Genomic DNA, 13,216 nt, shown 5'->3' on the forward strand with positions numbered 1-13,216 from the left:
AAGGAGTGGCAGTGCCCTTCAATCTCTCCTCCTTGACCAAGCCCGTCGCACGCCTGGCGGCGACCGCCCAGAACGGTCTGGAAGTGCTGCGGCTCGGCGGACTCGAGACGGGCAGCACTGCCTCGCCGCACCAGATCGTCGAGAGCGTGCCCATGTACCGCCTGCGCCGCTACTTCCCGCCCATCTCGCCAGGGGAAGACGCGGGTCCGGTGGTCCTCATGGTGCACCCGATGATGATGGCCGCCGATATGTGGGACGTCGCGCAGGAGGGCGGCGCCGTCGGCATCCTGAATCGGGCCGGCATTGATCCCTGGGTCATCGACTTCGGCAGCCCCGACCGGATGGCCGGCGGCATGGAACGCACCCTGTCCGATCACGTCGTAGCCGTCAGCGACGCCATCGAAACCGTGCATCGCATCACGGGCCGTCAGGTACACCTGGCCGGGTATTCCCAAGGTGGCATGTTCTGCTATCAGACTGCAGCACTGCGTAAGTCGCGCACCATCGCGAGCATCATCACCTTCGGATCCCCGGTGGATGCCAATGCCGCGATGCCTATGGGTCTACCGGCCGGACTGACCGCCGATATCGCCGAGTTCATGGCAGACCATGTCTTCAGCCGGTTCTCGATTCCGGCGTGGTCGGCCCGGATCGGGTTCCAGATGCTCGACCCGGTCAAGACCATCAAGGGCCGCCTGGATTTCCTGCGGCAGTTGCATGACCGCGACGCGCTGCTACCGCGTGAGCAGCAGCGCAAGTTTCTCGCCAACGAGGGCTGGATCGCCTGGTCCGGCCCGGCGATCGCCGAGTTGCTGCGCCAGTTCGTGGTGCACAACCGCATGACCACCGGCGGCTTCACCGTCAACGATCGCGTGGTCACTCTCGGCGATATCACCTGCCCGGTGCTCGCGGTGGTGGGCGAGGTCGACGACATCGGGCAGCCTGCTTCGGTGCGCGGCATCCTGCGCGCCGCGCCGAAGGCCGATGTGTACGAGTACCTGATTCGCGCCGGCCACTTTGGGCTGGTGGTCGGCTCGACAGCCGTGGCCCAGACCTGGCCGACGGTAAGTCAATGGGTGCGGTGGCGCGACGGTGATGCGCCCAAACCCCCGTCGGTCGACCTCATGTACGAACACGAAAGTGGTCAGCTGGACGGCGGCGGCGTCCCGCTGACTTCGCGCGTCGCGCATGGTTTGAGCACCACTACCGAGGTCGCGATCACCGCCGCACGTACCGCGGGTGCGGCCGCGGCGGCCGCCAACAAGTCCGTGAAATCTATTGCCGTCGAGGCGGTTCGCACGCTACCTCGGTTGACGCGCCTGGGCCAGATCCATGATCACACCCGCATCTCGATGGGCCGGTTGATGACCGAGCAAGCTCGTCGTACCCCGAACGGTGAGTGCTTCCTGTTCGACGGCCGGGTGCACACCTATGAGGCGGTGGACCGGCGCATCAACAACGTGGTCAAGGGTCTCATCGAGGTGGGCGTCCGCCAGGGTGTCCGGGTGGGGATTCTGATGGAAACCCGCCCCAGCGCACTGGTCGCGATCGCCGCGTTGTCCCGCCTGGGTGCCGTTGCGGTATTGCTTCCGCCCGATGCCGACCTCGAAGTCGCCGTGAAGCTGGGAGAGATATCCGAGCTGCTCACCGATCCGCCGAATCTTCCTGTTGCACAGGATCTTCCCGTGCACGTGCTGGTGCTCGGCGCTGCGGCCAATCGCGACCTATCGGTGCCCGACGATAGCTCGGTCATCGATATGGAAAAGATCGATCCCGACGCTGTCGAGCTGCCCGGCTGGTACCGACCCGATCCGGGGCAGGCTCGCGATCTGGCATTCGTGATGTTCAGCGGATACGGATCCAAGCTGGTCCCCAAGCAGATCACCAATCACCGTTGGGCGTTATCGGCCTTCGGCACCGCCTCAGCGGCCGCGCTCAATACCAACGACACCGTGTACTGCCTCACCCCGCTGCACCACCAATCGGGCCTGTTGGTCAGCCTCGGCGGTGCGGTGGCCGGCGGTGCGCGGATTGCGTTGTCGCGTGGACTGAATCCCGACCGGTTCGTCCAGGAGATCCACCAGTACGGCGTCACGGTCGTGTCCTACACCTGGGCCATGATGCACGAAGTCATCGATGACCCGGCCCTTACCCTGGGTGTCCATCACCCGGTGCGGCTGTTTATCGGATCCGGTATGCCGTCGGGGCTGTGGCGACGCGTCACCGACAAGTTCGACCCGGCACGTGTCGTCGAGTTCTTTGCGACGACCGATGGGGAGGCGGTACTAGCCAACGTGTCCGGCACCAAGGTCGGCAGCAAGGGGCGGCCGCTGCCCGGTGGTGGCAAGATTCGACTGGCAGCGTACGACCCCGTCGACGACGTGATCATTGAGGACGAGGACGGTTTCGTCCAGATCGCCAGGCCCGGCGAGGTCGGCCTGCTGCTGGCCAAGCCCCCGGGTGACGTCGACCCCGCCGCCGCGGTACGACGCGGCGTCTTCGCACCCGGGGACACCTGGGTGTCCTCGGAGTCGCTGTTCCGGACGGACGAGGACGGCGACTACTGGATGCTCGATGGCCGCAACACGGCCATCCGCACCGCGAACGGCGTCGTGTACGCCGAAGCCACCAGCCACGCGTTGGGCTCCGTGACCGCCATCGACCTGGTTGCCACCTACCCGGTGGAGACGGGCGACACCAGCATCGCGGTGACGGCCGTGGTGCTGCGACCGGGAGAGGCGCTATCTCCGGCCGACCTATCGGAAGCCTTTGCCTCCGTTCCGATCTCCGAGCGGCCGGACATCATCAAGGTCGTGCCGAATCTGCCGCTCAGCGCGACCTATCGGCCGTCCACCACACACCTGCGGGCCTTGGGACTGCCGAAGCCGGGGCGGCAGACCTGGCACCTCGACCCGAAATCCGGTGCCTATCAGCGACTTACCGCCGCGACCTATGACACGCTGCAGGAGGCCATGCCGTAGCGAAGGCAGCGGTGACGCGCGAGCTAGCCGTTCGACACGGCCGCGGGCCGGGTCAGCGAAGCGACTCGATGCGGACGGCGAGGGTCGAGGTCCACTCTGCGACAAAGTCCTCATCGGCGATCGCGACTCCGGACGACGCCAATAGCCCATTGGCGACGCGCTTACCCATCAGTGCGTTGATGCCCACCACCGCAATCGCTTTGGCCTCGGCGGCGGGGACGTCGGGTGCCCACCCCCGGATCCATTCCGACAGTTCCCCGTACATGCTGTCGAACAGCGCCGCAAGGGCATTCGTGAGTCGCTCCGGACGCCCGGCCGGAACACTGGAAGCGAGCTGAAACAGCTGGCTCTCCTCGTCCAGTACTACCAAGACATATCTGCCGAGCATCGTCAGTTCGTTGCGAAGATCTCCGAGCCCGACGAAGAGCGAACGAATGTCTTGCATGGCCCGGCGCCGATCCAGTTGCCTATCGATGCCCGCATCCAGGAGTGCCTCTTTGGACTTGAAGTGGTGATACAGCCCGCCGGAACCTGGCGTCAGCCCGGCAGCCTTCTCGATCTGCGCGACGCTCGTCGCCTTGTACCCCTGCTCGCCGAAGAGCCGCATCGCCTCGACGATCAGGCGATCCTTGGTACTCGTTTCCACCATTGACAGCTCCAAAGTGACCACTTAGTGTTTCCAAGTGAGCACTTTATCAGCTCGATACGCTCGGCGATAGGGAGGTCACGATGGCCGGCGAGGACGGAATCACGCGGGGGAGAATGCGGCGCACCATGCCGTTGGCCGGATTCACGGCACGCGCCGCAGGCGGTCGATTGGTCGCAGGCATACGTGAAAAGGCTGGCGACGTTGGGGCAGTGAGGCGGTTCCATGAGCACACCGCCGAGCAGTACGCCGAGTACCTGGGTCACTCCAAGGGCGTGCTCATGAAGGTCGGGCAAATGCTGTCGATGGTGGATATGGCCCACATCGGGGAAGGGAACTTCTCGCCGTATCAGAAAGCCTTGAGCCGTCTCCAGGCCGACGCGCCGCCCATGGCGCCGCAGCTCGCTCGTGACGTGCTGGAGGCCGATCTCGGACGCACCGTTGAGGAAATCTTTGCCGAGTTTTCCGACGAGCCGATGGCTGCGGCGTCGATTGGGCAGGTACATCGCGCCGTGCTGCACGACGGCCGGCAGGTGGCAGTAAAGATCCAGTACCCCGGTGTGGCACAGGCGATCCGGGATGACCTCGCCAACACAGAGTTGGTGACCACCTTTATGCGACTCGGGATGTCGGCCACAGGGATCGCTCGAGTGGACCTGCGTGAAATGGCCGAGGAGATTGCCGCTCGAATCTCCGAAGAGGTCGACTACCGGTACGAAGCCGCAAGCATCACGGCATTCAGCGAGCTGTACCGGGCGCATCCGTTCATCCGAGTTCCCGAGCTGATCCCCGAGGCCTGCGGTGACAAGGTCCTGACGATGACCTTTGTCGAGGGTCTCGATTGGGCCGCTGCCCAAGAGGCCGGACAAGAGTTGAAAGACTCATGGGGAGAGGTGATCTGGCGTTTTGTCGGCGGGTCGCTCTGCCACTCCAACCTTTTTCACGCGGACCCACACCCCGGCAACTACCGTTTTGGGACCGACGGATCTGTGGGGATCGTCGATTTCGGTTGCGTGAGGCGATATACCGAGGTGCAGCGTCGCCAGATCGTCGATCTGATGTTCGGGATGGGATACCTGAAGCCCGATGAGTGGCGGCACCTAATGGTCAAGGGCGGCTTCATACCCACGGATTCGACCATATCGGCCGAGGATGCGTATTCCTGGATGGCGGAGGCTTATCAAGAGTTTCTGGCGCCACAGCCGGTCACCTACGACAGAGAGACCGCCGATCGTTCGGCTCGAAGGACATTCAGTATCGGCGACCCGCGGGTCCGCCAATTCACGGTCCCCGGCGAACACACCTACTTCGGACGAATCACCTTTGGTATCAACATCATTCTCGGAACGCTCGGGTGCACTTTCCATGCCCGCGGGATGATAGAAGACCTTGCCGGCCTCGCAGATCCCGTGTCACCGCTCGGCATCCAGCATCGCGCGTGGGTGCTCGAGCGCGGGCTGCCCTTCGGGCTGGATGACCACGAGGAACATCGCCAGCGCGCCTCTCGGATTGGATGATCATGACAACTGTCGATAGTCCCGATATTCGACGCCTTCCGTGGAATGCGACGAACCCATACCCGTACTACGAGGACCAGCGCCGACGCGGCGCGGTGATCCGTGATGACGCAAACGAGGTGTGGCTGGTGCTCGGGTACCGCGCTGCTCGGCAGGTACTCAGTGACGCCGGCTGGACCAGCGACGCCACCGATACACCCCAATTCAGGGATCTGACGGCCGTCGCCGGGCCCGACATGTTCTCGAGCTCCATGCTCTTCTCCGACGGCGATAATCACCGTCGGCTCCGCGGATCAGTGCGGGATGTGTTCACCTCCAACTTTATTGGCGGTCTGCGCGACGGAATCGAAGCGATCGCCAGTGCTGCGATCGCCCAGGTGCCGGTGGGAACCACCGTCGACTTCATGTCGGAGATCGCACTGCCGCTGCCGATTGCCGTCGTCTCCGCCTGGCTGGACCTGGAACCCGATTCCTCGCGACTGCTCCGTGACGAATCACCGGCCATCGCCCGAATGCTCGGCGCGTTGGGTCCTTCTGAGACAGCCGCCTTCGACGCCGGCATCGGCGCGTTCATGACGTTGATGACCGAACTCTTGCCGGTGGCAGCCGACCGTCGCGGACACCCCGGCGAGGATCTGATCAGCCACCTGGCTGCCGATGCCAACCTCGAGCTCGAAGATGTCGTCGTCACGGCCGTCACCATCGCGGTCGCCGGGCACGAGACCACCGCCAACCTGTTGGGCACCGCGATGCTGCGGCTGCTCACCCCTTTCCCCGACGGATCCCGATTGCTTGACCAATGCGCAGGCGTGGACAACGCGCTCATCACCGAACTGCTGCGCCTCGACGGGCCGGTGCAGGCCGTGGGTCGCGTCGCGACACAGCGACACGACCTCGACGGCGCGCACATCAGCATCGGTGAGCAGGCGCTGGTGATCATCGCCGCCGCAAACCGGGACCCCGACATCTTCGATAACCCCACGGATTTCCGTCCAAGCCGAGGGGGGCCACTGCCGCTGTCATTCGGATACGGTGCGCATCACTGCCTGGGTAACGCGCTTGCCCGGTTGGAAACCGAGATCGCGTTGCGCGGGATCCTCGCCCGCGATCCTGTTCTCGCAGGTCCGCCGGTATGGCGGGACACCCCCGCAATTCGCGGACCGGTACACCTGCCCGTCGCCTTCCGCTGCTGAGATGCCTGGTTGTTGTTAGGCTGGCGGCTCAGCACTTCCCGGGAACACCAGAAGGAACTCGTCAATGCCAACAATGCCGAGACGCGTAAGCGCCCTCGCAGGCACCGCGCTGGCCGCCGTCGGTCTATCTGCTGCCCTGGTGTTCGGGCCCGGCGTGGGCACTGCCAGCGCCGACGTACTCGACGACATCGCGCACGAGTACTCCATCGGAACCAGCGGCGGTCAGGTCTCGAACCTGGTCCGTACGTCCCTGCAGCTGCGGTCCAAGGGCGCCCAGGTCAGTTCGGCACAAAATGACGCCCTCAAAGCCGCACTCGACAAGCGGCCTAGCCAGATGCCGCTGATCAATGCGCTGAAGTCGGTCATCGCAACGCAGTCCCAATTCCTCAAGGCCGCTCAGAAGCCACAGCAGCCCGTCCACATCGGTATCACCGGCACCAACGGAACTAACAACCCAAACGGTGGGCCGCCGAACGTCAATCCCGGCCCGGGTATCGGCGTCAGCGGTGGCGGCGGTCAGGAAATCTTCAACAAGAACATCCCGCTCGGCTGATATCCCTTGACATGACTCTTGACGCTGCGCTACTCAACATCCTGGTGTGCCCGATCGACCGCGGGGCGCTCCTGCTCGTTGGTGACGAGCACCACGGCCTCCTGTACAACCCTCGCCTGCGTAAGGCGTACCGGATCGAGGACTCGATCCCGGTGCTCTTGCCCGACGAGGCGCGCGACGTGTCCGACGAGGAGCACGAGCGACTCACTCAGTCAGCTCTCTGACGGCAGGTCGCCGGTCAGATACCGCTGAATGTTCGGTCCGACCATATCCGCAATCTCGTCGGCAGACATCGAGGCGATCGGTTCGAGCTTGATGATGTAGCGCGCCATCACGATGCCCAGCATCTGGGTCGCGGCGAACCCGGCGCGAAGCACACCCGATCCCACCGGGTTGTCGACGCGATCACCAAGGGCCTTGAGCACGACATCGCGAAAGAACACCCGGACCAGACTGGTGTCTGTGCCACTGAGCTGGGACCGGACGGTGGCCAACATGCCGGCGCCCAACTCTGAGTCCCACACCGTCACCAGGAGTTTGGGCAACATGTGGCCAATATCGTCGGCCTTGGTCTGACGGAGGGGCTCAAGGAGCAGCTCAGGGTCGGCAGGCAGCTTGATGGACTCGCGGAACAGGTCGAGCTTGGTTCCGAAGTAGTGGTGTATCAGGGCGGGATCAACGCCCGCATCAGCGGCGATGGCCCGCATCGATGTCTTGTCGATTCCACTGGCTGAGAACAGTTTTCGCGCGCTGGCCAGAATTTCCTCGCGCGCCTTACTGGCGCCCGGGCGACGGCCGGGCCGCTTGGGCGTCATGGAGTGCGGCGACGCAAGGTGGCGGCGGCCAGGCACAACGCCACCGCCGCGCAGCCGAACACGACGGCGATATCCCGTGCCGCCACATCCGTCAGATCCGGGTGGGTACCCAGCTGTTGCAACGCCTCGACCGCATAGCTCACCGGCATCACGTTACTGAACCATTGCAGCCATTCGGGCATTGCCGCACGGGGGACGAGAATGCCGCAGAGCAGCAGCTGGGGAATCACCACCACCGGCATGAATTGCACTGCTTGAAATTCGGTGCGCGCGAAGGCACTACACAGCAAGCCCAGGCCGACTCCGAGTATCGCGTTACCGATCGCAATCAGGAACACCCACTCCGCGCCGGCCGCGGTGGACAGACCCAACAATCCGTACGAGACCAGGCATGCGATGGTGGCCTGTGCCGCGGCCGCAAGCGAGAAGGCGGTGCCGTAGCTGGCCAACAGATCAAAGCGTCGCAGGGGAGTGGTCAAGATACGTTCCAGGGTTCCCGAAACCCGTTCGCGCTGCATCGATATCGACGTGATGAGGAACATCACCACAAAGGGGATGAGGCCGAGCACGAAAAGACAGGCGATATTGAAGGGAGACGTGCGATTAGGGGCGGTGGGCAGGTCCCGGTAGAGGAAGTACAGCAGGGTGATGAGCACGCTGGGGATGAGCAGGATCATCGCCATACTTCGATGATCGGCGCGTAGCTGACGCAGCACTCGTCCGGTGGTGGCCACATAGGCCCCCAAATAGGCTTGGGCGTACATACCGTTTCATTCCCTTCTGGCTAGGCGGCCGGGACCTCGCTGCGCCGGATCACCGAGAGGAAGGCCTCTTCCAGCCCTTCGCACGCGGTGTCACGACGCAGCTGACTGGGTGTGGTGTGGACCAACACCCGGCCCTCGCGCATGAGCACCAAGTCGCCACAGTGATCGGCCTCGTCCATGACATGACTAGAGACCAGCAGCGTGGCGCCGGCGGCCGCGAGGCGTTGGAACTGCTCCCACAGCTCGGCGCGCATCACCGGGTCCAGGCCTACGGTCGGCTCATCGAGTACCAAGAGCTCGGGCTGGGTTACCAGCGCACAGGCGAGCGAGACGCGTCCGCGTTGTCCTCCGGACAGATCACCGCAGTAGGCCAGGCGGTGTGTCCGCAGACCAACGGCATCAAGCGCGGCATCGGCGTCGGCCTTAGTGCGGCCATAGAGCGCGGCAAAGTAGCGCACATTGTCGATCGAGCGTAGATCGTTGTAGATCGTCGGGTTCTGCGTGACGTAGCCGATGCTGCGGCGCAGCGCCGGAGATCCTGCCTCCAGGCCGAGCACACGTACCGTCCCGGACTCGACGATCTGGGTACCGACGACGCAGCGCATCAGGGTTGTCTTGCCACATCCGGACGGTCCCAACAGGCCCGTGATGGTGCCGTGTGCAATTCGTAACGACACGTCGTCGAGCGCCTTGAAACCGCCCCGAATCACCCGAAGATTCTCGACCTCAATCGCCGCACGGTGTCGACCGTTAGTTAATTCACCATTCGATGAACTCATCATATGGTGAATAGTGGGCTCGTTGCGACCGCCTGTCAAGGACAATCGTGGGGTGAGCGCCGAGATTCTCTCGATCCATCCGGTGAAGGCCGCGCAGCGCCTGCTCGGAGCCACCATCGAGTCCCGGGGTGTGCGTGCGGTGATCGTCGAAGTCGAGGCGTACGGCGGAATGCCCGACGGTCCATGGCCCGATCCCGCGTCGCACTCGTTCCGCGGGCCGACGAATCGCAACCGGGTGATGTTCGGGCCGGCCGGGCACCTATACGTGTACCGAAGTCACGGAATTCACCTGTGCGCCAACGTTGTCTGCGGCTCGGATGGGGTCGCCGGCGGAGTCCTGATGCGCGCCGGCGCGATTGTCGACGGCGCGCCGGTGTGCCGGCAGCGACGCCCCACCGCACGCGACGACGCGGGATTGGCTCGGGGGCCTGGAAACCTCGGCGCCGCCCTCGCCATTACCCCGGAGGACAACGGCGTCGACGTCTTCCACGGGTCCAGTCCGGTACGAATCACGTTGAACCGCATGCAGAAGGCGCGCTCCGGGCCCCGGGTGGGCGTCAGCATGGCGGCGGATCGCCCCTGGCGATTCTGGCTCGACGGGTACTCGGAGGTCTCGGCGTACAAGCGCAGTCCGCGAGCGCCACAAGCGGATACCGGCCCACATGGCTGATCACCGGCCACACGCAGATGACGCATCTCGAATTGCGCGAGGTCATCACCACAGTCGCCGATGACCTCGTCGGCACCCCGGCACCGCGCTGGCATGACTGGTATCCGGCGCGCTGAATCCGATAGGGGATGATTGCCGAGTGGTTTCCATACTCGACGAGCTGAGCTGGCGCGGTCTCATCGCGCAAACGACGGACCTTGAGGCCCTCGCGGCCGAGGTAGCGAAGGGACCGATCAGCGTCTATGGAGGATTCGACCCCACCGCGGCGAGCCTGCACGCCGGGCACCTGGTGCCCCTGCTCACCCTGAGCCGTTTCCAGCGCGCCGGACACCGGCCAATCGTGCTCGCGGGGGGAGCGACCGGCCTCATCGGAGACCCGCGCGACACCTCCGAACGCAGCCTGCACGGCTCAGACGTCGTGGCCGAATGGGCCGACCGGATCCGCGGTCAGCTGGAACGGTTCGTCGAATTCAGCGACGATGCCGACAGCCCAACCGGAGCCATCGTCGCCAACAACCTCGACTGGACCGGTCAGCTCACCGCCCTGGAGTTCCTGCGGGATCTGGGCAAGCACTTCTCGGTCAACGTCATGCTTGACCGCGACACCATCCGCCGGCGCCTCGAGGGCGACGGCATCTCTTACACCGAGTTCTCCTACATGCTGCTGCAGGCCAACGACTATGTGCAGCTCCACCGAAAGTACGGCTGCGCGTTGCAGATCGGCGGCTCGGATCAATGGGGCAACATCGTCGCGGGTGTCCGGCTGGCCCGGCAGCTCGACGGCGCCTCGGTGCACGCGTTGACCGTCCCGTTGGTCACCTCCGCCGACGGTGCGAAGTTCGGCAAGTCCACCGGCGGCGGCAATCTCTGGCTCGACCCCGAGATGACCAGTCCGTACGCCTGGTACCAGTACTTCATCAACACCGCCGACGCCGATGTGGTGCGTTACCTGCGCTGGTTCACCTTCTTGTCCGCCGACGAGATCGGCGAACTCCAGACCGCGACAGCGGAGCGCGCGCACGAACGCGCCGCCCAGCGCCGCTTGGCCACCGAGGTCACCACCCTGGTGCACGGCGAAAGCGCCACTGCGGCCGTGGAACTCGCCAGCGGGGCGCTATTCGGGCGCGGCGAACTGGACCGGCTCGACGAGGGCACGCTCACCGCGGCGCTCACCGAGGCCGGCAACGGCGCACCCGCCCGGCTCGCGGACGGCGAACCCGCCACCATCGTGGATCTGCTAGTGACCAGCGGGCTTTCAGAGAGCAAGGGCGCCGCACGCCGCACCCTTAAGGAGGGCGGCGTCTACGTCAACAACACCAGGATCGACGCCGAGGAGTGGACCCCGGCCGACACCGATTACCTCACCGGCGGCTGGCTGGTGTTGCGGCGCGGAAAGCGAAACATCGCTGGAGTGCAGCGAGTCCGCTAGCCCTACACCCATCGGGGCTGGGCCGATTCCTTCACCTTGCCGTCCTCACCGAAGATGAGGAACCGAGTGAAGGTCCGGGCGAACCACCGATCGTGGGTGACCGCAATGACGGTGCCGTCGAACGCCGCCAGCGCGTCCTCGAGCGCCTCGGCCGAATGCAGGTCCAGGTTGTCGGTCGGCTCGTCGAGCAGGAGCAGCGTCGACCCCATCAATTCCAAAAGCAGGATCTGAAACCGGCCCTGCTGGCCCCCGGACAATGAGCCGAAGCTCTGCTCAGCCGATCCTGCCAGCCCGTAGCGATCCAGAATCCGCGTGGCCTGCTCGCGCCCGCGCCCCGCACGTCGCTCATCTCCGTGATGCAGGACATCAAGCAGCGTGCGGTCCATCAGCCCTTCGTGATGGTGCGTCTGCGCGAACCAGCCAGGACGCACCCGCGCACCCAACCGCAACTGTCCGTCATGGTGCACCGGCTCGGGGATCATGTCGCCCACCGGCAGCTGATCCGCCTCCGGATCGGTGCCGCCACAGGCCAACAAGCGCAGGAAATGCGACTTGCCGGTGCCGTTGCCTCCCAGCACCGCAACGCGATCCCCATACCAGAGTTCGGTGTTGAACGGTTTTGTGAGACCGGACAATTCGAGGTTCTCCGCGATCACGGCGCGCTTGGCGGTGCGACCGCCGGTAAGGCGCATGCGAACGTTCTGCCGCAGCGGTACCGCCTCGGGTGGCCCTGCTTCGTCGAATCGGCGCAGCCGCGTCTCGGCTGCCTGTAAACGGCTCGACATATCGGAGTTGTAGGCGGCCTTCTGCCGGTACATCAACACCAACTCGCGTAGCGCGGCCCGCTGCTCGTCCCAGCGCCGACGCAATTCGGCGAGCTTGGCGTTCCGGTCAGCCCGGGCTTGGTGGTACGTCGCGAACGAACCCGGATGTACCCACAGCGTGGACCCGGACCGGGTGGGTTCCAGCGTGGCGATCTGGGTGGCCGCCCGGTTGATCAGCTCCCGGTCGTGGCTGACAAACAACACCGTCTTAGGAGATTCGGCGAGCTGCTCCTCGAGCCAGCGCTTCGCCGGGACATCGAGATAGTTATCGGGCTCGTCGAGTAACAGCACCTCATGCGGCCCGCGCAGCAGCGACTCCAGAACCAGGCGCTTCTGCTGGCCACCCGAGAGCGTGTTGACGCCGCGAAACCTAGCCAGGTCAAACGGGATTCCCAGCGCGGCCATGGTGTGCACATCGCACTCGGTCTCAAATTCGTAGCCACCGACGTCGGCCCAATCGGCCAGCGCCTGCGCGTAGTTCAGCTGGTCCTGCTCGCTGTCGCGCTCCATCAACGCGAGCTCGGCACGGTCAAGGCGCTCGGCGGCCAGTCTGATCCGATCGGGCGCTACTGAGGTCAGCAGATCGCGGACCGTCGAATCGTCCCGCACGGAGCCGATGAACTGTCGCATCACGCCAAGGTGGCCACCGCGGGTGACGGCCCCGTCCTGCGGATCAGTATCGCCGGCGATGATGCGCAATAGCGTCGTCTTGCCGGTCCCGTTGGGGCCGATCAGTGCGGTTTTGCTGCCCTCGCCCACCCGTAGGCTCACATCGTGGAGTAGCGCTCTGCCGTCGGGGAGGTAGTAGCCGATGGCATCGAGCTGCACATGGCTCATAGCCACCAGTCTGCGCAATCGGTCACATGGATCGCCACCGAATTTCCGGCGGAGGGCCTGCTACCGGCATACTCGCGCAGTAACAGATGGTCTTCGCGCAAGCGGCGGATCGACACAAGGAGATGCCCGTGGGGCAAGACGCCAACCACCGAGGACCCAATCGACAGGGACCCAAGCAGCAGGGAACCGGTCGGCCGTCGCGTGACGG

General features: G+C 64.8%; 12 protein-coding genes. 7 read left to right on the forward strand and 5 right to left on the reverse strand.

The annotated features are described in order from the left end of the window. Positions 1-11 precede the first annotated feature (11 nt). Positions 12-2,981, forward strand: a complete 2,970-nt coding sequence (locus tag FZI91_RS14835; protein WP_162526074.1) for an acyl-CoA synthetase — start codon at positions 12-14, stop codon at positions 2,979-2,981. Positions 2,982-3,033: 52 nt separating this feature from the next. Here the strand turns inward: FZI91_RS14835 and FZI91_RS14840 are convergent, their stop codons facing one another. Beyond that, a complete protein-coding gene (locus FZI91_RS14840; RefSeq protein WP_155939758.1) occupies positions 3,034-3,630 on the reverse strand; it encodes a TetR/AcrR family transcriptional regulator in 597 nt (198 codons plus the stop codon). Between the two features lie 80 nt (positions 3,631-3,710). Between FZI91_RS14840 and FZI91_RS14845 the strand changes: the two genes are divergently transcribed. The 4 genes from FZI91_RS14845 (at position 3,711) to FZI91_RS14860 (ending at position 7,114) form a co-directional block, all read left to right on the forward strand. After that, a complete protein-coding gene (locus tag FZI91_RS14845) occupies positions 3,711-5,144 on the forward strand; it encodes an ABC1 kinase family protein (RefSeq protein WP_375234364.1) in 1,434 nt (477 codons plus the stop codon). A gap of 2 nt (positions 5,145-5,146) precedes the next feature. After that, positions 5,147-6,337 (forward strand): cytochrome P450, encoded by a 1,191-nt coding sequence (locus tag FZI91_RS14850; protein WP_155939759.1) that lies wholly within the window; start codon positions 5,147-5,149, stop codon positions 6,335-6,337. A gap of 73 nt (positions 6,338-6,410) precedes the next feature. Beyond that, positions 6,411-6,890: a hypothetical protein gene (locus FZI91_RS14855; RefSeq protein ID WP_155940097.1), complete on the forward strand. Its 480-nt coding sequence runs from the start codon at positions 6,411-6,413 to the stop codon at positions 6,888-6,890. A gap of 11 nt (positions 6,891-6,901) precedes the next feature. Further along, entirely contained in the window at positions 6,902-7,114 is a 213-nt protein-coding gene (locus FZI91_RS14860; protein WP_155939760.1) for a Trm112 family protein, read from the forward strand. Here FZI91_RS14860 and FZI91_RS14865 read toward each other — a convergent pair. From FZI91_RS14865 to FZI91_RS14875, 3 genes are read right to left on the reverse strand one after another with little or no spacing between them, the layout of a single operon-like run. After that, a complete protein-coding gene (locus tag FZI91_RS14865) occupies positions 7,103-7,705 on the reverse strand; it encodes a TetR family transcriptional regulator (protein ID WP_155939761.1) in 603 nt (200 codons plus the stop codon). The two genes, FZI91_RS14860 and FZI91_RS14865, sit on opposite strands and share 12 nt — an antisense overlap. Beyond that, a complete protein-coding gene (locus FZI91_RS14870; RefSeq protein ID WP_155939762.1) occupies positions 7,702-8,469 on the reverse strand; it encodes an ABC transporter permease in 768 nt (255 codons plus the stop codon). The genes FZI91_RS14865 and FZI91_RS14870 overlap by 4 nt, the downstream gene beginning before the upstream one ends. Positions 8,470-8,489: 20 nt before the next feature. Beyond that, a complete protein-coding gene (locus FZI91_RS14875) occupies positions 8,490-9,251 on the reverse strand; it encodes an ABC transporter ATP-binding protein (protein WP_155939763.1) in 762 nt (253 codons plus the stop codon). A gap of 49 nt (positions 9,252-9,300) precedes the next feature. On the opposite strand from FZI91_RS14875, the gene FZI91_RS14880 reads away from it, so the two are divergent. Continuing rightward, entirely contained in the window at positions 9,301-9,918 is a 618-nt protein-coding gene (locus FZI91_RS14880; RefSeq protein WP_162526073.1) for a DNA-3-methyladenine glycosylase, read from the forward strand. Positions 9,919-10,057: 139 nt separating this feature from the next. Further along, positions 10,058-11,347 (forward strand): tyrosine--tRNA ligase, encoded by a 1,290-nt coding sequence (gene tyrS, locus FZI91_RS14885; protein WP_166548256.1) that lies wholly within the window; start codon positions 10,058-10,060, stop codon positions 11,345-11,347. A 2-nt stretch (positions 11,348-11,349) separates the two neighbouring features. Here the strand turns inward: tyrS and FZI91_RS14890 are convergent, their stop codons facing one another. Further along, positions 11,350-13,008, reverse strand: coding sequence for an ABC-F family ATP-binding cassette domain-containing protein (locus tag FZI91_RS14890; RefSeq protein WP_155939765.1), 1,659 nt, complete (start codon positions 13,006-13,008; stop codon positions 11,350-11,352). Between the last annotated feature and the right edge of the window lie 208 nt (positions 13,009-13,216).

The sequence above is a fragment of the Mycobacteroides sp. CBMA 271 genome (genome assembly GCF_009729205.1).
GTDB lineage: Bacteria > Actinomycetota > Actinomycetes > Mycobacteriales > Mycobacteriaceae > Mycobacterium.